Source organism: Sphingobium sp. YBL2 (genome assembly GCF_000943805.1).
GTDB lineage: Bacteria > Pseudomonadota > Alphaproteobacteria > Sphingomonadales > Sphingomonadaceae > Sphingobium > Sphingobium fuliginis.
This window is the reverse complement of record NZ_CP010954.1, coordinates 2,573,106-2,592,102: the sequence shown is the minus strand read 5'-3', so window position 1 is coordinate 2,592,102 and position 18,997 is coordinate 2,573,106. Positions and strand designations below refer to the sequence as shown.

Annotated in this window: 21 protein-coding genes; 7 read left to right on the top strand and 14 right to left on the bottom strand. The window is 68.1% G+C overall.

The window, feature by feature from the left end:
* The first annotated feature begins 8 nt into the window (after positions 1 to 8).
* Complete coding sequence (locus TZ53_RS11900; protein WP_044661399.1) at positions 9 to 461, top strand: peptidylprolyl isomerase; 453 nt, start codon at positions 9 to 11, stop codon at positions 459 to 461.
* Here the strand turns inward: TZ53_RS11900 and TZ53_RS11895 are convergent.
* The 3 genes from TZ53_RS11895 to TZ53_RS11885 all read right to left on the bottom strand — a co-directional run bounded on the left by TZ53_RS11895 (position 451) and on the right by TZ53_RS11885 (position 2,316).
* The gene (locus tag TZ53_RS11895; protein ID WP_044661398.1) at positions 451 to 1,122 is read right to left on the bottom strand and encodes a hypothetical protein; all 672 of its coding nucleotides are present in this window, start codon (positions 1,120 to 1,122) and stop codon (positions 451 to 453) included. The genes TZ53_RS11900 and TZ53_RS11895 overlap by 11 nt on opposite strands.
* Positions 1,122 to 1,727 carry a hypothetical protein gene (locus TZ53_RS11890; RefSeq protein ID WP_044661397.1) on the bottom strand — a complete coding sequence of 202 codons (606 nt, stop codon included), beginning with the start codon at positions 1,725 to 1,727 and terminating at the stop codon, positions 1,122 to 1,124. Before TZ53_RS11890 ends, TZ53_RS11895 begins: the two co-directional genes overlap by 1 nt.
* 124 nt (positions 1,728 to 1,851) lie before the next feature.
* Positions 1,852 to 2,316: a DUF6456 domain-containing protein gene (locus tag TZ53_RS11885; RefSeq protein WP_025549859.1), complete on the bottom strand. Its 465-nt coding sequence runs from the start codon at positions 2,314 to 2,316 to the stop codon at positions 1,852 to 1,854.
* Between the two features lie 97 nt (positions 2,317 to 2,413).
* On the opposite strand from TZ53_RS11885, the gene TZ53_RS11880 reads away from it, so the two are divergent.
* Positions 2,414 to 2,977 (top strand): helix-turn-helix domain-containing protein, encoded by a 564-nt coding sequence (locus tag TZ53_RS11880; RefSeq protein WP_044661396.1) that lies wholly within the window; start codon positions 2,414 to 2,416, stop codon positions 2,975 to 2,977.
* Between the two features lie 130 nt (positions 2,978 to 3,107).
* Positions 3,108 to 4,283, top strand: a complete 1,176-nt coding sequence (locus tag TZ53_RS11875; protein WP_044663001.1) for a glycosyltransferase — start codon at positions 3,108 to 3,110, stop codon at positions 4,281 to 4,283.
* A 185-nt stretch (positions 4,284 to 4,468) separates the two neighbouring features.
* Here the strand turns inward: TZ53_RS11875 and TZ53_RS11870 are convergent, their stop codons facing one another.
* Positions 4,469 to 6,148: a molybdopterin oxidoreductase family protein gene (locus tag TZ53_RS11870; RefSeq protein WP_044661395.1), complete on the bottom strand. Its 1,680-nt coding sequence runs from the start codon at positions 6,146 to 6,148 to the stop codon at positions 4,469 to 4,471.
* Positions 6,149 to 6,254: 106 nt separating this feature from the next.
* On the opposite strand from TZ53_RS11870, the gene modA reads away from it, so the two are divergent.
* A complete protein-coding gene (modA, locus tag TZ53_RS11865) occupies positions 6,255 to 7,028 on the top strand; it encodes a molybdate ABC transporter substrate-binding protein (protein ID WP_044661394.1) in 774 nt (257 codons plus the stop codon).
* A gap of 33 nt (positions 7,029 to 7,061) precedes the next feature.
* On the opposite strand, the gene TZ53_RS11860 is transcribed toward modA, so the two are convergent.
* Positions 7,062 to 7,808, bottom strand: a complete 747-nt coding sequence (locus TZ53_RS11860; RefSeq protein ID WP_044661393.1) for an HAD-IIB family hydrolase — start codon at positions 7,806 to 7,808, stop codon at positions 7,062 to 7,064.
* Between the two features lie 122 nt (positions 7,809 to 7,930).
* On the opposite strand from TZ53_RS11860, the gene modB reads away from it, so the two are divergent.
* Together modB and TZ53_RS11850 are read left to right on the top strand one after the other, a co-directional pair.
* Complete coding sequence (modB, locus tag TZ53_RS11855; RefSeq protein ID WP_044661392.1) at positions 7,931 to 8,629, top strand: molybdate ABC transporter permease subunit; 699 nt, start codon at positions 7,931 to 7,933, stop codon at positions 8,627 to 8,629.
* Positions 8,619 to 9,227, top strand: a complete 609-nt coding sequence (locus TZ53_RS11850) for an ATP-binding cassette domain-containing protein (RefSeq protein ID WP_025549854.1) — start codon at positions 8,619 to 8,621, stop codon at positions 9,225 to 9,227. Before modB ends, TZ53_RS11850 begins: the two co-directional genes overlap by 11 nt.
* Here TZ53_RS11850 and TZ53_RS11845 read toward each other — a convergent pair.
* The 9 genes from TZ53_RS11845 to thiS form a co-directional block, all read right to left on the bottom strand.
* Positions 9,209 to 10,036 carry a phosphotransferase gene (locus TZ53_RS11845; RefSeq protein ID WP_044661391.1) on the bottom strand — a complete coding sequence of 276 codons (828 nt, stop codon included), beginning with the start codon at positions 10,034 to 10,036 and terminating at the stop codon, positions 9,209 to 9,211. The two genes, TZ53_RS11850 and TZ53_RS11845, sit on opposite strands and share 19 nt — an antisense overlap.
* A 6-nt stretch (positions 10,037 to 10,042) precedes the next feature.
* On the bottom strand, positions 10,043 to 11,317 hold the full coding sequence (locus TZ53_RS11840; RefSeq protein WP_025549852.1) for a capsule biosynthesis protein: 1,275 nt from the start codon (positions 11,315 to 11,317) through the stop codon (positions 10,043 to 10,045).
* The gene (locus tag TZ53_RS11835; protein ID WP_044661390.1) at positions 11,310 to 12,947 is read right to left on the bottom strand and encodes a capsular polysaccharide export protein, LipB/KpsS family; all 1,638 of its coding nucleotides are present in this window, start codon (positions 12,945 to 12,947) and stop codon (positions 11,310 to 11,312) included. The genes TZ53_RS11840 and TZ53_RS11835 overlap by 8 nt, the downstream gene beginning before the upstream one ends.
* Before the next feature lie 111 nt (positions 12,948 to 13,058).
* On the bottom strand, positions 13,059 to 14,357 hold the full coding sequence (locus TZ53_RS11830) for a glycosyltransferase family 4 protein (protein WP_044661389.1): 1,299 nt from the start codon (positions 14,355 to 14,357) through the stop codon (positions 13,059 to 13,061).
* Between the two features lie 30 nt (positions 14,358 to 14,387).
* A complete protein-coding gene (locus TZ53_RS11825; protein WP_044661388.1) occupies positions 14,388 to 14,828 on the bottom strand; it encodes an HIT family protein in 441 nt (146 codons plus the stop codon).
* A 108-nt stretch (positions 14,829 to 14,936) separates the two neighbouring features.
* A complete protein-coding gene (locus tag TZ53_RS11820) occupies positions 14,937 to 15,572 on the bottom strand; it encodes a CoA transferase subunit B (protein WP_044661387.1) in 636 nt (211 codons plus the stop codon).
* Position 15,573: 1 nt separating this feature from the next.
* Positions 15,574 to 16,407 carry a 5'-nucleotidase, lipoprotein e(P4) family gene (locus TZ53_RS11815; RefSeq protein WP_044661386.1) on the bottom strand — a complete coding sequence of 278 codons (834 nt, stop codon included), beginning with the start codon at positions 16,405 to 16,407 and terminating at the stop codon, positions 15,574 to 15,576.
* Positions 16,408 to 16,471: 64 nt separating this feature from the next.
* On the bottom strand, positions 16,472 to 17,182 hold the full coding sequence (locus TZ53_RS11810; protein WP_044661385.1) for a CoA transferase subunit A: 711 nt from the start codon (positions 17,180 to 17,182) through the stop codon (positions 16,472 to 16,474).
* 225 nt (positions 17,183 to 17,407) lie between these two features.
* Positions 17,408 to 18,433: a sulfur carrier protein ThiS gene (gene thiS / locus TZ53_RS11805; protein WP_082166098.1), complete on the bottom strand. Its 1,026-nt coding sequence runs from the start codon at positions 18,431 to 18,433 to the stop codon at positions 17,408 to 17,410.
* A gap of 110 nt (positions 18,434 to 18,543) precedes the next feature.
* On the opposite strand from thiS, the gene aroQ reads away from it, so the two are divergent.
* Complete coding sequence (gene aroQ / locus TZ53_RS11800) at positions 18,544 to 18,984, top strand: type II 3-dehydroquinate dehydratase (RefSeq protein ID WP_044661384.1); 441 nt, start codon at positions 18,544 to 18,546, stop codon at positions 18,982 to 18,984.
* The last annotated feature ends 13 nt before the right edge of the window (positions 18,985 to 18,997 follow it).

Below are 18,997 nucleotides of genomic sequence, written 5' to 3'. Positions count from 1 at the left end.
GATTTTTCATGGCCGACGACACCCTGACCCTCACCCTCGACAGCGGCGGCGACGTCGTCATCAAGCTGCGTCCTGACCTCGCCCCCGGCCATGTGGAGCGCATCACGCAGCTCGCCCAGGACGGCTTCTACGACGGCGTGGTCTTCCACCGCGTCATCCCCGGCTTCATGGCGCAGGGCGGCGATCCGACCGGCACCGGCATGGGCGGGTCGAAGCTGCCCGACCTCAAGGCCGAATTCAGCCGCGAACCGCATGTCCGGGGCGTCTGCTCCATGGCCCGCGCGATGAACCCGAACAGCGCCAACAGCCAGTTCTTCATCTGCTTCGACGACGCCACCTTCCTCGACGGCCAGTACACCGTCTGGGGCGAAGTCACTTCCGGCATGGAGCATGTCGACGCCCTGCCCAAGGGCGAGCCGCCCAAGACCCCCGGCAAGATCCTGAAGGCGACTATTTCCTGATCGGATTGTCCGTGGCGGAGATGGCGTTGCCCGCCGTCTCCGTCGCTTCGCCGGCAGGCGGTTCATAGGGGCCGATGCTCTCTATATGCCAGCGGCGGTCCGCCTCGCTGGAGCCGGGCACGTCATTGGCCCGCCGCAGCGTCACCTGCCGCAGCCGATACCAGGGCTTGCCGTTCGCGGCCAGACGGCCATAGACCTGCACCGGCACCGTCACGAACAGCGATCCCGCCGCCCCCTCGATCGCGCCGGGCGCGCCCACCTGGGCATGGATTTCGCTGAACCCGCGAAAACGGGCGGCGAAGCGCGCATCGTCTGCCGCCCCCATGGCGCTGTTGTCGTTCCACAGGTCCTGCGCGTCATTATAGCGCTTTTCCTCCAGCAGGCCGTAATAGCCCTGCACCACCTGGGCGGCGCCCTGCGCACCCTTGGGATCGATGGAGTCTTCCTCCACCACCGGCCGCGGGTCGACCGGCAGGCCGCCGGGCATGCCCGGCGCGGGAGGATTCAGCGGCTCCAGAACCGCCTGCGCCTCCGCCCGGACATTATTTTCGACCTGCGCCGCATTGGCGCCATTGGCCAGATTGTCGATCGCGCTCTCCTCCCGGCCATCGCAGGCCGCGAGCAGGAGCAGGGCGATAACCGCGCCGGACCCAGGCCGCATCAGTCGCGCCGACCCCGCCAGCCCTCACGGCCGGAGCGGCCGCCGCCACCGGAACGCGCGCCGCCGTCGGACCGCGTGCGCGGCGTCCCCCAATTGCGTTCGGTCCGTGGCGTCGTCATATCCCCTTGTCCCCTTCCTGGCCCGGGCGCCTGCGCGCCCGCAGCGGGATTGCCCTGTCGGGCGTTCCGCCAATTTCCATTCCACCGCCCATTTCCATTCCACCGATTGCCATCGCCGCCGGAACGCTCCCGCCAGCCCTGACGCGGTGCGCCATTGTTCCAGTTGCCGCGCCGGCCGTCATCGCGGCGGGCCTCCCGGCGTCCTTCCCAATAGCGGCGCTGGCCGTCGTTCCAACGCTGGCGATGGCCGCTGCGGTTGTACACATAATAGCCGCTGCCCGGATAGTAATAGCCGTCATACCAGCCCCCATAATAGCCCGGGCGATAATAGCCCGGACCCCAATAGTCATCATAATAGCCGCCGCCATAATAGCCGCTGCCCACGCTCACGCCGCCATAATAGCCATCGTCATAAGCACAGCCGCCCAGGGCCAGCGCACCGGCAAGGCCGATCGCCGCGAGGAACCTCCGTCCGGTCCAGGCCATTGCCTTTCTCCTTCATCCTGCATCCATGCCATGCATAACGCCGGCTGCTTGAATTGGTTGTGAATGGCCGGGATCGAAGAGAGGATCGGGCCGGCGGCGGGAAAGCGCGCGGCGGTCCCGGCCGTCACCCCGCCTCCCCCACCCGATACCAGGCGGCGACGCGGTCCAGCGCCAGCGTCAGCACCAGCTTGCCCGCCCGGGTCGGCCAGCCCAGCGCCTTTTCCGCCGCGCTCAACCCCTCGCCCGCGCAGGCCACCCGCCACAGCACATCGGCCAAGCCCGGCCCTGCGGCGCGGATCGCGCCGTCGAACCGCTCCCGCGCGGACAGTTGCGCCAGGCCCGGCTCCGCTCCCGCCGCGCCGCCAGCCCGCTGCCGCCCCGGCGCCGCATCCCAGCGCATCGTGATCCGCGGGCCCAGACCCGCCTTCTCCCAATCGGCGCGCAGCCTGTCGCCGGCAAGATAATGCCGCTCGCTCAAATGCCCCCGCGCATGCAGCCAGGCGAGGGGCGATTCGTGCAGGTTGACCGCGACCTTCTGCGCCCGGCCGAAGGGGTCCTCTATGATCTGTTCGACATATTGCGTGGCCATGGCGCTTCTCCTTGCAGCAATCCGATGCAGGGGGACTTGCCATGCCGGCCTGTTTGTAGGAAAGCGTTAAAACCAAATAGGTGAAACAGGACAAGATATGATCACCCGCATCCGGGAGGTACGCAAGGCCAAGGGGCTCACATTGGAACAGGTCGGCGCCTTATGCGTCCCGCCCACCACGGCCCAGACGATCGGCCGCCTGGAAACGGGCACCCGAACCGTATCGGTCAACTGGCTGAACCGCATCGCAAAGGCATTGGGCGTCGCCTCTTCCGAACTGGTCGCGCTGCCGGGCCAGAATGTCGTGCCCGTGGCCGCCCTGCTGGGGCCGGAGGGCGCCCGCGCGCCCACCCGCCCGCTCTCGCTCGCCCCGCCGGCCCCCGCGGACGCGATGGTGGGGGTGCAGGTATCGGGCAGCATCGGCGATTACCGCAGCGGTGACGAGATATGGTGCCGCCGCATCATGCCGGAGGAGTTTTCCAGCGTGCTCAACCGCGACCTGCTCTTGCCGCGCCACGCCGGGCGCTTCCTGTTCGGGCGGCTGATCGGGCGCGAGGACGACCGGCTGCACATCCTTCCCCTGGGCAGCGGCACGCGCCAGCAGGTGATAAGTGACCCACCCTGGGGCGCCGTGGCGGTCCAACTGGTCAGACGACTGTAGACAAAGGCGCTTTCATCCTTAACCCTGTCCTGACCATGTCTGCCGGAAAGAGACCCGCCCCAGCATTGTCCCGTCGGACGGCATCGCCGGACGCCCGGGGCAATGCGGGAACAAGAGATAGTTGGATGCGATGACGCTGAACGTCCTGATGCTCTCGACCCTGTTCCCGGACATGAGCCGCCCCAATTTCGGCGTCTTCGTGGAACGGCAGGCGCGCGAGCTGGCCAGCCGGGACGGCGTCAGGGTCACGGTGGTCGCGCCGCTCGGCATTCCGCCCTGGCCGCTGTCCAGCGCCGGGCGCTACGCCGCCCTGCGCGCCCTGCCCGCCAAGGAACGGTGGAAGGACCTGACCGTCCACCGCCCGGTCTTCCCCATCATTCCCAAATTCGGCGGCCGCTTCAACGTCCACAGCATGACCCGCGCCATCCTGCCGCTGGTCAGGCGCCTCCATGCGCAGCAGCCTTTCGACGTCATCGACGCCAGCTTCTTCTTCCCCGACGGCCCGGTGGCGCAGCGCCTTTCCCGCGCGCTCGGCATTCCCTATTCGGTGAAGGCGCGCGGCGCCGACATCCATTATTGGGGCACGCGCAAGGGCACGCGGAAGATGGTGAAGCGCGCCGCCGACGATGCCGCCGGCCTGCTTGCCGTGTCGGACGCGATGCGCCGGTCGATGGCGCGCATGGGCATCGACGGGGACAAGATCCGCGTCCATTATACCGGCGTCGACCTCGACCGTTTCGAAATAAGCGACCGCGCCGCCGCGAAGGAAAGCCTGGGTTTCGAAGGCCCGGTGGTGCTGTGCGTCGGCGCGCTCATCCCGCGCAAGGGGCAGGAACTGCTGGTCCAGGCGCTGCCGCAACTGCCCGGCGTCACGCTGCTGTTCGCCGGACAGGGGCAATATCGCCGCGCCCTGGAAAAACAGGCCGAGGAACTGGGCGTCGACCGGCGCATCGGCTTCCTGGGCTCGGTGCCGCACGATCGCCTGCCGCGCATCTATGCCGCCGCCGACGTCATGGCGCTCCCCTCCTCGTCCGAGGGTCTGGCCAATGCCTGGGTGGAGGCGCTGGCCTGCGGCACGCCGGTCGTGATCAGTGATGTCGGGGGAGCACGCGAACTGCTCGACCGGCCGGAGGCGGGCCGGATCGTCGCCCGCGAACCCGAAGCGCTGGCCGCCGCCATCAGCGATATATTGGTGAACCCGCCCGAACGGGAAGCCGTCCGCGAAGCGGCGCTACGCTTCACCTGGGCCGCCAATGGCGACGCGCTGCTGGAGCATCTCCGCGCCATCGCAGCTCAGCCGGCCTAAAGCGCTTCCCAGGCAGATGGAATCATCCACCGACCCGGAAAACGCAGTAAAACAAGCAGTAAAACAAAAGGCCTGGGACAGATCCCGGGATCGCCGGATCGATTGGTCGGGACGGCTCGAACTGGCCAAATCCTGCCGCTCCGGACGCACCCACATCCGGAATCCGAAGTTCGCCACCTTGCCGGTCAGCGGGCCCGAAAGGCGGCCTGATCCCAAAAGGCGATCAACCGCGCCTTGCCATCCGCCGTCGGGAAAAGCCCCTCGTCGAACGGCACCTCCCCCCAGCGCCACGGCGTCAGCTCATCATAAGCCGGGTTGGAGATCGGCGCATGCCGCTTGAGATTGAGCAACCGCCTGCCCTCGTTGCGATAGGCGGTCAGCCGCACATGCTCGCGATAGATTTCCGCGGGGCGCTCATAATGGAAGGCGTCGCGCCAACCCATGGCCTGCGCGATCCGGGTGAGTATCCACCAGTCGGGCTTGGTCTCTCCGGGCAGCGGGAACAACCAGCGCTGGCGGCTGATCAGCCGGTCGGCGCCGGTCAGCGTCCCATCCTTCTCGATCCATAGCGGGGACGGCAAGGCGACCATGCGCAGCGCGTCCATTTCCGGCTCGCTCCACGGCGTCATCAACAGGACCAGCGGCACCTGCTCCAGCAAGCTGCGGATCGGATGGGATGCCGTAGGCAGGCCGCCGGGCATCAGCAGCGCCTTGATGCGCCCCGCCTCTATCGCCCGGGCCAGCGCCTCGCCGGCCAGCCCCGGCCGGTCAGCCAGCCTCGTCGCGCCCCAGAAACGGCCGACCTGCGCCAGGGCATCCTCCGAAAAATCCCGGTGCGCGGCCAGTTCCCCGGCCCGGCAGCCGACTTCCCGCACGCCCATGCCGTTGGCGGCGTCCGTGACGGCGAAGGGCGCGGCGCCCGCCTTGCCGATGCGTCCGGTCGCCAGATGGAAATTGAGGATGGCGGCCGACAGGCGATGCGCTTCCTCGCCCTGCCCATGCGGGCTGAACAGCGTCACCAGCCGGGGCGCCGCCGCGACCTGCTCGTAGAAGGCACGCACCTCGCCCGGCGCCAGGCCGCAGGCGCGCGCCACCGACCAAAGGTCATGACCCCGGCTCAATCCCGCCCAGAAACCGGCCGGCACCGACAGCCTCCGTTCCAGAAATTCCCGGTCCAGCAAGCCATTGTCATGGCAATGCAGCAGCAGCCCGCTCAACAGCGCCGCCTCGCTGCCCGGCGCGACGGTCAGGCGCTCATCCGCCTCGACCTCCGGCCCGTCGCCCGCATGCGCGATCAGGATCAGGCGCGCGCCCTGCTCCGCCCGCGCCTCGGCCATCCTCTCGTGCAGCACCGGATGGCGGCGGGCCGTCGGCATGCCCACCAGCAGCAGCATGTCCGCCTGCGCCAGATCCTCATAGGCGGCGGGCATCACATCCTCGCCAAAGGCCGCGCGCTGCGCCGCCGCCATGCCGCCCGCCTCGCTGCAGGGCGCCTCGACATGCGCGGAGCCGATGAACCCCTTCATCAGCTTGTTGGCGACATAATAGTCTTCGGTCAGCAGGCCACCCGGCACATGCATCGCCACGCTGCCCGGACCATGACGGTCGATGACGGCGGACAGGCGGCGCGCGGCCTGGTCGATGGCGCGGTCCCAGCCGACGGCGCGGCCATCCACCACCGGCCGCAACAGCCGCCCCTCCAGCGCGAACATGTCCTTCAGCGCTTCGCTGCGGGTGCAGAGCAGGCCGCCATTGGCAGGATGCACGGGATCGCCCTCGATCGACGCCTCGCGCCCCTCGCCGGTGACGGCGCGGATGCCGCATCCCACGCCGCATTGACCGCAAAGCGAACGAACGACCGCCACGGTGCGATCAGGCCGGGACCGGCGGGGTCGGAAACATGGTCATACGCTCCCGCTTAACCGATGCAGGACGAAGACAAAAGGGTGCGCAACTGGCAGGACAAGGGTCATGCCGAAACCGATTCTCCGCGCGCTCGCGTCCATCGCCCTGTTCCTCCATATGGTGCCGGTTCCGGCCATGGCGCAGCAGCGCGGCCCGCTGGTGCTCGCCGCCGCCAGCATGCAGGAGGCGATGGGCGCCGCCGCCGATGCCTGGGCGGCGCAGCGCCATGCTCGGCCGGTCTTGTCCTTCGCCGCCTCCTCCGCCCTCGCCCGGCAGATCAGGGGCGGCGCCCCGGCCGACCTGTTCGTGTCGGCCGACGAAGACTGGATGGACGATGTCGAAAGGGCGGGCTTCGTGCAGCGCGGCAGCAGGGCCGACATGGCGGGCAACCGGCTGGTGCTGATCGCCCCGGCGCGCGCCCCGCTGAAGCTCCGCATCGCACGCGGCATGCCGATCGCTAGGGCGCTGGGCGACTCCCGGCTGGCCATGGCCAATCCGGACAGCGTGCCCGCGGGCAAATATGGCAAGGCGGCGCTGGGCGCGCTGGGCGTCTGGCCCGGCGTCGCCAACCGGCTGGCGCTGGGCGACAATGTGCGATCCGCCCTGACCCTGGTGGAACGGGGCGAGGCGCGGCTGGGCATCGTCTATGCGACCGACGCCCGCGCATCGAAGGCTGTCCTGGTGGTCGGCGCCTTCCCGGCGGGAAGCCATGCGCCGATCCGCTATCCCCTCGCCCGCCTGCGCGCGAGCCGGAACCCGGACGCGGAAGGCTTTCGTCGTTTCCTGCTGTCGCGGGCCGGCCAGAACATCCTCGCCCGCTACGGCTTCAGCCGCCCGTGACCCTGTTCCTCCCCTCCCGCAGGAAGGGGAAAGTCACCTCTGACAGGCCACGATCGCGTCGATCACCGCCAGCGTCTCCTGCGGATCGCGCACCCGCACCGTGTCCAGCCCCAGTTGCTTGGCCGGATAGTCGTTGCCGCCGGGGAAGATCGCATCGCCGATGAACATCATCGCCTCCAGCGCGATCCCGCTCGCGTCGCGCAGCTTCTTCAGGCCATAGGCCTTGTCCACCCCCTCCCGCGTGATGTCGATGGAGGTCGCCCCGCCCATGTTGATCGACAGCCCCGGCAGGCGCTGGCGCAGGTCCGCCTGGATCACCTTGCGCTTGGCGAAGTCGGGGTCCCACCCATCCTTGGCATGGATCGGCGCCTGCTGGCCCAGCGCGGAAAAGGTGATCTGGCTGCCCCGATCCTCGATCCGCTCGCCCCACACCTCTTCCGGCACGAAGCCCGTCGCCTCCAGCGAGGCGTCGAACGCCGCCAGGATCGCCTGCTTCTGCGCCTCCTCGAACAGTTCGGCATAGACCGGCGTCCACTGCCCGTCGCGATGGGTGTAGAGCTTGGTCCCCGTCGTCGGCATCAGCCACAGGCGCGAGCGGTCGGCGCGTTCCGGCAGGCGGCTCGCCACCTGCTTGTCGAATTGCGGCCAATCCCCGCCGGAGATCACCGCGACATGCGCCACCTGCAACAGCCGGGCCAGGGCGTCGCCCATCGCCTCGCGCAGCGGCTGCTTGCTCTCCGCCAGCGTTCCGTCGAGGTCGAAGGCAATCAGGTCTTTCATGCACATGCTCCAGTTTGAAGGGCTGTCCGGCTTTGCCCCCTGGCCTCGACCGATGCAATGCCGATGAGCGGGACATGACGGGGGGCTGGTGTTTTCCCCTATCCTGACCGAAAGAGGGCGGCATGATCCTCTCTGCCGATGAATGGGGCATCGTTGCGCTGTCGCTCCGGGTCAGTCTGGTGGCGGTCGGGCTGATGCTGCCGGTCGCCTTCACCTTCGCCTGGCTGCTCGCCCGCTCGCGCTTCCCCGGCAAGCTGCTCGTGGATGCGCTGATCCACCTGCCGCTGGTGGTGCCGCCGGTCGTCACCGGATGGCTGCTTCTGCTCCTGTTCGGCGCGAACGGCCCGCTCGGCAGGCTGTTCGAACAGATGCTGGGCGTCAGCTTCATGTTCCGCTGGACCGGCGCGGCGCTTGCCTCCGCGATCATGGCGATGCCCCTCATGGTGCGCGCGATGCGGCTGTCGATCGAGGGCATCGACCACCGGCTGGAACAGGCCGCGCAGACGCTGGGCGCGGGCCGGTGGCGCGTCTTCCTCACCATTTCGCTGCCGCTGTCGCTGCCGGGCATAGTGGCGGGACTGGTGCTCGGCTTCGCCCGCTCCATCGGGGAGTTCGGCGCGACCATCACCTTCGTTTCCGACGTTCCGGGCGAAACCCGCACCCTGCCCATCGCCATCTATTCCGCGCTGCAGATGCCGGGCGCCGAATCGGCGGTGACCCGGCTCGCCATCATCTCGATCCTGCTGTCGCTGGCCGCGCTGGTCGCATCGGAGGCATTGGCCCGCCGGGCGAGCGGCGGAAGGACCAACCATGTCCTTTGACATCGCCGTCGACCATCGCATCGGCGACCGCCTCATCCACCTGCGGGCGCAGGCAGGCGCCGGCCTTGTCGCCCTTTTCGGCCCCTCCGGCGCGGGCAAGACCAGCATCCTCAACATGGTCGCCGGCATATTGACGCCGGACAGCGGCCGGATCGCCGTGGCCGGCGAGACGCTGTTCGACAGCGGCGCGGGCATCGACATTCCCGCCGCCCGGCGGCGCGCCGGCTATGTCTTCCAGGACGGGCGGCTGTTCCCGCAGATGCGCGTGCGCGCCAATCTGCTCTACGGCCGCCATGGCGACGCGCCGCTGCCGTTCGACGCGGTCATGGACTTTCTGGGCATCGGCCATCTGCTCGACCGCTGGCCCGCCACCCTGTCCGGCGGCGAAGCGCAGCGCGTCGCGATCGGACGGGCGCTGCTGTCCGGCCCCCGATTCCTGCTGCTGGACGAGCCGCTGTCCTCGCTCGACCCCGCCCGGCGCGAGGAAATCCTGACCGTGATAGAACGGATGAAGCGCGATCTCGCCATGCCGATGCTCTATGTCAGCCACGACCGGGCGGAGGTCGAACGGCTGGCCGATCAGGTCATCGCGCTGTAGGGGGGCAGGCCCGCCCTAGCCAGGGCCCGGTTCAAATAGGCCAGGAAAGCCGCCTGCCTGACCGGCGCCCGCGCCCGCAACCAGGCCAGCGCAACGACGGCCCGCCATTCCGCGCCATGCTCCAGCGCCGGGGCGAGCCGCCTGTAGCTGGCGACATAATGGCGCGCCGCCCAGTCCCGCGCCATGTTGGTCAACCGATCCTGCGGCCCCTCGCCGAAGCGCAGCAGCATCTCCGTCCGCAACAGGTCGGGCACGAAGTCGCCACGCGCCGCCTTCGACCAGTCGATCGCCACCATGCCCGAAGGCGACAGCAAAATATTGCCGATGTGGAAATCGCCGTGCAGCAGCCGGTCGCCGTCCGGCAGTCCGTCCAGCAGCGCCACCGCCCCCTCCTGCAAGCCGCGATCCGCCGGGCCGTAAAGGATGTCCGTGCGCAACACCTGCCGCAGGGAGCGCAGGCCCGGCGCCGCCTCCCCGTGAATCCGCCGGTGCAGCGCCGCCATGTCGCGCAGGCACGATCCCGATTGCAAAGGCCGCAGCCGCATGCGCCGCATCAGCGTCGGCCCGGTCACTTCGGGATAGAGGATCGCCCGCCCCTCCGCCATGTCCAGCCGTCGCAGGGGCCGGGCGACCGGCAGGCCCGCCTCCGCCGCCAGCGTCGCCGCATCAACCTCGCGGGCGATCATCTCCTCCGACACGGCGGCGTGGAATATCTTGGCCACGCGCCCCTCGCCCACGCGGCAGACGCGCGAACTCGCGCCAGCGGCCAACGGCACCAGCGGGCCGGGCGGATCGTCCTGCTGCGGCACGCGCCCCTATCGCAAGGCCGCCCGGGCAGGCTGGCGGTCATGCACCAGCCGCGGCTCGGCCCGCGAAGGGGCGGGACGGGTCAGCCGCTCCACGGCATTGTCCACCAGCATCCGCAGCCCTTCCTCGCTCAGCAGGCCGCCCCGGATCAGGCAACGGTCGATCAGCACCCGGCGGAAAGCCGAATAGAGCGCCATGTCGGGCGCCCCCGGCGCGGACCAGAATTCGTCGAGCGAACGCCTGTGCACCACGCCCGGCACCTTGTAGACCGCATGGCCCAGCACGACCACCGGCTTGCCGGCGTTAAGCGCCAGCGTGCCCACCGTGCTGTTGACCGTCACCACGCCCAGCGACCTGTCGACCACTTCGGCAATGTCCCAGTCCGCCAGGTAGAAGACCCTGTCCCCGACGCCATATTGCGCCGCCAGCCGCCGCGTCAGCCGTCCCCAGGCGACCAGTCCCGGATCGAGCGGATGGCGCTTCACCACCAGGGCGGTGTTGGCGGGCGCATGGGCGGCGAAGCTCTTGATGACGAAGCGCAAGGCCGCGCGCATCGTGCCGAAGGGCGAATGGACGCGGATCTGATAGTCGGAATCGAGCTGGAGCGGCAAAGTGAAATAGGGCCGGTCGCACACCGCCCCCCATTGCTCGCGCGACCTGCGGCGCTCCGCCTTGCGCAGGTTCAGCTTCTTGAACCAGCCCGCCGTCTCCCACAGGAAGCTGTTGGGCCGGTGCGTGCGATAGAAGGGAAAGGCGGGCCGCATCAGCGCCGACGCCATGCCGTTGCGCCCGGTGTTGAAGGCGCGCTGCCGGAAGGTGGAGGGGATTTGCGGCTGCCGCCCATTCTCCTCGGGCGGCAGCGCCCTCGCCTGCTCCAGATACCATTCGGGGTCGAGCGGCAGGGTCGAATTGCCGTTCACGCCATCTTCCTGAAGCGTCAGGAAATCGGGGCGGATATACCCCTCCTCCACCACATGGACGCGCAGGTTGCGCAGCCGCGCCATCTTGTGGGCGGAGGCATGATAGGGGCGGCAATCGCCATAGAGGATCAGGTCCGTCACGCCATGATGGACGATATGGTCGTCGAAGAAGATCGGCCAGTTGCGGAACGTCCCGCGATAATCGGTCGCCCCCTCCCCCGGCCAGTCGACCTTGTCGCCGCCATTGATGTTGATGCGCAGCGCCCGATGCCCCCGCGCCCTCAGCGCCTCCGCCAGCATGGCGAAAAAGGGCCCATGCGGCCCCTGGAGGAACAGGAAGGTTCTGGCCTTGGCATCAACCATGGAAATACTCGGCGGACAAAGTCATAAATCTCTGCAACTTCCCCTGTAAAGTCCGCAGCCGGATCAACCATGAAACCGGGGCCGGCGCCCCGCTTGCCAAACGCTCGACCATGATTTCAGGTCCGCATGGCAAGCGCGTCACCGGGTCCAGATAGCGTGGATAGAGAATCAAGGCCCCGGCCACAAGCTGGTCCAGGGTGAGTTGACGCCCGCGCCGTCCGTTGGGGGCCGCCAGATCGCGGGTCAGCCCCCAGCCGGCATAGAAGGGCATGCCATGGACCGTCACCGGCCGCCCGCGCATCAGCGCCTCGAACCCGGTGAGGGAGGAGAGGACATGAACCTCGTCCACCGCCTGCACCAGCTCCATCAGCGGCGACCCGGTATCGATGGCGTCGGCCTGCTCCAGCACCGCCGCATCGCTCAGATGCCCCTTGCGCAGACCCGCCTGCACATCGGGGTGCGGGCGATAGACGATATGGGCGTCGGGCTCGGCCGCGCGCACCCGCTTCAGCAGGTCGAGATTGCCCGCCACCCCCGCGCCGCCATATTCGACCGACAGATCGTCCTCGACCTGCCCGACCGCCAGCACCGTGCGGCGACCCTGGGGCAGGCCGATCATCCGCCCCCCGCCCTTGCCATATTTGGTGACGCCGGAAGCCCGGATCTGCGTCAGCAGCCGCGCCGCCCGCCGTTCCAGCGCGGGCGTGAAGACGCAGGTCGCCAGCAGCAGCTCCATGTCGCTGGCGGAGCGCGCGTCATAATAGATGCCCGTCCGGTCGATCACCACCGATCCGGGCGGATGCAGCGCCGCGCCCAGCCCCTTCGACCGCAGGAAGCCGTCCTCCACCCGGGCGATGGTCACGCCCTGCCGGCGCGCATCCTCCATGGCGCCGGGCGTCACGCGCGACGGCCAGACCGCAAGCGCGCCTCCCCGCCGGGCGGCACGCCGCAGGCCCCTGCGCTCCGGCAGGAAGGGCGGCGACGCGACGCCGTCCCACAGGAACCGCCGGATCGCCTCCCGCTTCCACAAGGCCATGCCGCTCGCCGCCGCGATGCCATGATTGCCGTCCAGATGCCGCCGCCAGTCGGCCAGTTGCGCCACGGCCTGCACGGCATCGGCGTCCTCGCCGCTGAAACAGTCGCGATAGGTCGCCGCCGCCAGCGCGGCACGGGCGCTGTCACGCAGGACCGCCGGCTCGATGGCCGCGCCGTCCGCGCCGAAGACCGGCACATGCAGCAGCCCGGCGATGATCGCCAGTTCGTCGTCCGCCCCGGCATGAACGGAGGCCGCGCCCGCGATCAGCGCCCAGAGGTCGGTCGGTTCCGGCAGGACATGACCGGGGCCGGAGTCCGCGCCCCGCCCCGCCTTCCCCACAATGCCGATTTCCTGCCGCGCAAGGCCGTCCATCATGGCCTGCGGGACGGCCACGCCGGCCCGCGCGACCCGCCTGATGCCGACGGGCCGATGGCCCCAGAATGTGCCGCCGACCCGCGCCTCGGCGACGGCGTCCAGCAAGGCGTCGGAAACAGGCGCAGCCGCTTCGCCATCGCGCCGCATGCGACTGATCGCCGCCGTCGCGGGGTCAATGCCCGGAAAGGGGGGCGAGCGCAGAAACGGAGTCGCGTTCACGTTGAAAAGCCGCCCCCAGCCACAGATAGATCAGCGCGAATGGAGCGACGCTTCAGCCATTCGAAAACGCAATCCATACAACAGCTTCTGTGATCGCCCGGCACAGGGACGTCAAGCGGAAGCGCGAACCGTCATTTCGTCCAGCATGCCGGCGACGATGTCGAAATAATCCCCCCATGTCGGCGCCCGCCACGCCGCGATCCGCGCGATCTGCGCCGCCCGTTCGGGCGCATCGGCCTTGCTGTACGCCTCTATGGCCCTCAGCCAGCCGAGGCCGTCCAGCGGGTCGAGATAATCCGGCGCCTCGCCGCCCACCTCCCGATGCGCGACGATGTCGCTGCAGATCACCGGCACGCCCGCCGACAGGGTTTCGATCACCGGCATGCCATAGCCTTCCTCGAAGGAGGGCATCAGCATCGCCCGCGCCCCGGCGACCAGCGCGTTCATCTCATTGTCCGGCACGCTGCCCGCCTCGATCACATGGCCGCGCAGGATTTCCGCCCGCTCCAGCATGTCGACGACATTTTCATTTTCCCAGCCGCGCCGCCCGATCAGCACCAGCACCGGCGCCTTGTCGCCCCATCTCTCCACCAGCCGCCGCCAGATGTTGAGCAGCAGAAGATGGTTCTTCCGCGGCTCGATGGTCGAAATATAGACGAAATAGGGCCGATCCGGCACTTCATGGCTGCCCTCCACCACCATGTCCGGCGCGTCCGCGCCGAAATGGGCGACGCGGATCACCCGCCCCTCCAGGCCGCGCGTCAGGCGCGGCGCCAGCGCATCGATCGTCGCCTGGCTGTTGCCGATGATCCCGTCGGCATAGCGGTCGATCGTGCGCACCCGCTTCAGATGCTCCTCCGCGCCCTGCGGCCGGGCGAATTCGGGATGGGTCAGCGGAATGACATCATGCACCAGCGTCACGAAGCGCGCGCCCTCCGCCCGCAGGATCGCGCCGACCTGATCGGCGTCGTCCAGATGATGGGGCGACACCTGCAGATAGATGCGCGGCCCATGCGCCACCGGCACCGGGCGCGGGCGCAGCGCGATCAGGTGGCGGATCACCGCCGCCTTGCTCTCGCGCTCGTCCACCTGCTCCGTGTTGCGCCAGCGCGCCGCGGTGAAGGCCAGGAACTGGCGCACCGCCGCATCCTTCAGCCGCCCATAATAGCCGCCCGCCGGATGAACGGCGGCGAAGGCCAGCCGGTCCGGCATCCGCTCCAGCAATTCGCGGGCATAGGTGAACTCGACCCGGTCGATCCCGGTCGGCGCGGCATGGAAACTGCGGGACAGCAGCCGGGAAATGTCCAGGACGATCTCCGCCGGCCGGCTGCCGCCGGCGAAGCGCCGGCTCTCCCGCTTGGCGCGCAGCGCCAGCCGCGCGCCGGGGGCCTTGAAGGGCTTGAGCGCCACCTCAGGGCGCTTTCACGAAGGTCTGGCGCATCAGAACTGGGCGCGAATCTCTTCGGCCAGCTTCTGCAGTTCCGCCGGATCGGCAAAGTCGCCCTGCGCATGGGCGACGAAGCCGCGCGGCTGGCCTTCCCAGCGCGGCACGATGTGGAAATGCAGGTGGAACACGGTCTGCCCGGCAGGCGCGCCGTTGAACTGCGCGACATGGATGCCGTCGGGGTCCAGCGCCCTGCGGGTGGCGTTGGCGACCTTCTTCACCGTCGCCATCACCTGCGCCAGCGCCTCGTCCTCGACGTCCAATATGTTCCGCGCCTTCGACCATTTGGAAATGACCAGGCTGTGCCCCTTGGACTGCGGCTGGATGTCGAGGAAGGCATATGTATGCTCGTCCTCATAAAGCCTGGTCGAAGGAATCTTCCCAGCCAGGATCAGGGCAAAGACATTGCCATCGTCATAGGTGCCGTCGAGGCTCATCGTGCTTCCTCAGAGCGATTTGCAGGTGATCCGACTGGATCGCCGGTTAAGAAATCGCGGTAAACAAAAAACTTCGGAGCGGCGATCCGATTCGATCGGATCGAAGCTCTAGGACTGATAATGCGCACTGGTCTTGGCGGCGACTTCCTCCGCTGTCACGCCCGGCGCGCATTCGATGAGGCGGAACGGGCTGTCATGGTCGGGCCGCTGGAACACGCAGAGGTCGGTGACGATCATGTCGACCACATTCCTGCCCGTCAGCGGCAGGGTGCAGGCCGGGATGAACTTGGGACTGCCGTCCTTGGACGTGTGCTCCATGACGACGATGATCTTCTTGACGCCCGCGACCAGGTCCATCGCGCCGCCCATGCCCTTGATCATCTTGCCCGGGATCATCCAGTTGGCGATGTCGCCATGTTCCGAAACCTCCATCGCGCCCAGCACGGTCAGGTCGATATGCCCGCCCCGGATCATCGCGAAACTGTCGGCGCTGGAAAAATAGCAGCTGTGCGGCAATTCGCTGATCGTCTGCTTGCCCGCATTGATCAGGTCGGCATCCTCCTCCCCCTCATAGGGGAAGGGGCCGATGCCCAGCATGCCATTCTCCGACTGCAGCGTCACTTCCACGCCGTCGGGAATATGGTTCGCCACCAGCGTCGGGATGCCGATGCCCAGGTTCACGTAGAAACCGTCCTGCAATTCCTTCGCCGCCCGCGCGGCCATTTCGTCACGAGTCCAGGGCATGTTATTTCTCCCCATCGGCAGGCGCGGCCCACCTCTTGTCCAGCGGAAAAACCTCGTCGAAGCCGCCCTTGAGGCCGCTTCCATAAACCGGATTGGGCAGGACGAACCAGCCATTGCCCCACATCTGCGCGATCGCCGGCCGCATGGTCGCGGCACGCCGCGCCGTCACCGGCGGTCCGCCATTGAACAGGTCCGAAAAGTCGCCCAACTGGTCGCCGCCCATGGCGATGACGCAATATCGCGCCGCGATCGTCGCCCGCCGCCCGTCCTTGCGCGATCCCATGGCGTCGTCGCCGCTCAGGAACAGCGTCTGCCCATGCACGGCATCGCCCAGACCGGCCGCCTTTATGGCGCGGACGGTCGGCTCGACATTCCCGGCGGTGCGATTGGTGTTGAACACCACCGTCACGCCCATCTGCCGCAGCGCGCGCACCATCCGGTCCGCGCCCGGAACCGGCGCGACCGCAGCTTCGCCCGTCCTTTCCCACGCATCCCAGGCGGCCGTGTCGAATCCCCTGCCCGTCCGCGCTGCATGATATTCATAGCCGATGTTGAGCATCACCGTCTCATCGACATCGAAGACGGCGGCAAGGGGCTTTGCGCCGCAGGGCACGAAGCGCGGATCGTCGAGGCCTGCGCCTTCGGCCAGGATCACGCTGTCGGCCGGGCGCGCCTTCACCTTCGCCGCGACATGCGCCAGCAAAGCCCGATAGGCCTGGAGCGAAAGCGCCGAAGCCTCCCCCGACCCATAAAGATACTGCATCCCGGCCGGGGGCGTTTCGGGCGCGACCGGAACCGCCGCCGGCCGATCGGCCGAACAGCCCGCCAACATCATCGAAACCGCCAGGCCGACAGCCCCCCTCCCACTCGCGGGAGGGGTCGGGGAAGGGCATGTCACGTCAAACCGCCTCCCTCTGGCGGACGGTGCGGAATTCGATTTTCTTGTCGTAAGGCGCTCCGACGATCATGCGCTTGACGTAGATGCCGGGCAGATGGATCGCATCGGGGTCGAGGCTGCCGGTGGGCACCACCTCCTCCACTTCCGCGACGCAGATCTTCGCCGCCGTCGCCATGGGCTGGTTGAAGTTGCGCGCCGTCTTGCGGAAGATGAGGTTGCCGCTCTCATCGGCCTTCCAGCCCTTGATGACCGCCACATCGGCGAAGATGCCGCGCTCCAATATATAATCCTGCCCGTCGAAGCTCTTCACTTCCTTGCCCTCGGCCACCGCCGTGCCGACGCCCGTCCTGGTGTAGAAGCCCGGAATGCCCGCGCCGCCCGCCCGGCAGCGTTCGGCCAGCGTGCCCTGCGGGCAGAACTCCACCTCCAGCTCCCCGGCCAGATATTGCCGCTCGAACTCCTTGTTCTCGCCCACATAGCTGGAGATCATCTTCCTGACCTGCCGCGTGCGCAGCAGCTTGCCCAGCCCCTCGCCATCTACCCCCGCATTGTTGGAGGCGATGGTCAGATCCCTGACGCCCGAATCCCGGATCGCATCGATCAGCCGCTCGGGTATCCCGCACAGACCGAACCCGCCAGCGCACAGATGCATGCCGTCGAACAGCAAACCCTCCAACGCACTCGCCGCATCGGGGTAGAGCTTGTTCACCATCGCCTGTCCTCCTGCCGGGAATCCGCCCAAGGAGATAGAAGCAACCCGACGAAGGGTCAATTTGCTGCAACGGCGAAAGTCGCAACCCCACCGATACCGCAATAACTCCCGCGCAGGCGCTCCAATGAGGCAGGCGGCTCATGACCGCCCCGTCCTGCCCCGTTCAGACACCATCCTACAGGCTCCTGCCTCCGCGGGAGCATGGCGCACCCTCTTGCCAGCGCCTCAGATCAGCCCAGCCAATGGACTTGAAGGATCGGCATACATGCGCTTCGCCATCCGTCCGGCCCGATAGGCCATCCGGCCCGCCTCGACCCCGGCCTTCATCGCGGCGGCCATCAGCACCGGGTCCTTCGCCTCGGCAATGGCCGTGTTCATCAGCACGCCGGTGCAGCCCAGTTCCATCGCCTCGGCCGCTTCGGAAGCCGTCCCCACGCCCGCATCGACCAGCACCGGCAGCCGGGTCCCTTCCACGATCAGCCTTATCGTCACGCGATTCTGGATGCCCAGCCCCGACCCGATCGGTGCGCCCAGCGGCATGATCGCCACCGCGCCCGCATCCTCCAGCCGCTTCGCCGCAATGGGATCGTCCACGCAATAGACCATCGGCTTGAAGCCTTCCCTGGCCAGTATCTCCGTCGCACGCAACGTTTCCACCATGTCGGGATAGAGCGTCCGCGCCTCGCCCAGCACTTCCAGCTTCACCAGATCCCAACCGCCCGCCTCGCGCGCCAGGCGCAAGGTGCGGATCGCCTCCTCCCCCGTGTAGCAGCCCGCCGTATTGGGCAGATAGGTGATCTTCCGGGGATCGATGAAATCCGTCAGCATCGGCGCCTTGGGGTCCGACACATTGACCCGCCGCACCGCCACGGTGACGATCTCCGCCCCCGAAGCCGCGACGGCCGCCGCATTCTGCTCGAAATCCCTGTACTTGCCCGTGCCGACGATCAGCCGCGAACGGAAGGTCCGGCCCGCCACGGTCCAGCCATCCTCATCCACCGCCGGGACATCGCCGCCGCCCGCGACCGGATGGTCGCCACCGCCAACGAAATGCACGATCTCCAGTTCGTCGCCATCGTCGACGCACACCTGCGCCAGCGTCGATCGCGGCACCACCTCCAGATTGCGCTCCACCGCCACCTTCTCCGGCACGAAACCCAGTTCGCTCGCCAGCTCCGCCAGCGTCATGCCCGCACGCACGCGGCGATGCTCGCCATTGATATGGATGGACACGGTTCCGTCGACGCTCAATGCTCTGTCCTGTCAAACAAGGTGTCTCGACTTGGCGCGACACGAAGGGCTAAAGATCAGCGCGCATATAGGGGCGTCGACGCCCCACCCGCAACCATAAGGGGACCGCCATGGCCGAAACGCGCAAAATCTATGTCCTGAACGGTCCCAACATCAACATGCTCGGCACGCGGGAGCCTGAAATCTACGGCTATGACACGCTGGACGACATTGCCGAGCGGATGGAGGACGCCGCCAACCGCGCCCATGTCGAGATCGATTTCCGCCAGTCCAACCATGAAGGCCATCTGGTCGACTGGCTGCAGGAGGCGCATGCGGAGGGCGCGCACGCCGTCATCCTCAACGCCGCCGGCCTTACCCACAGCTCCGTCGCGCTGCACGACGCGATCAAGGCCATCACGGTCCCGGTGATAGAGGTGCACCTCTCCAACCCCCACCGGCGCGAGGAATTCCGCCACAAAAGCTATGTCGGCATGGCGGCGAAGGGGACCATCGCGGGCTTCGGCGCCCTGTCCTACATGCTCGCGCTGGAGGCGGCGCTCGAACTGTAGCTCGACGCACATA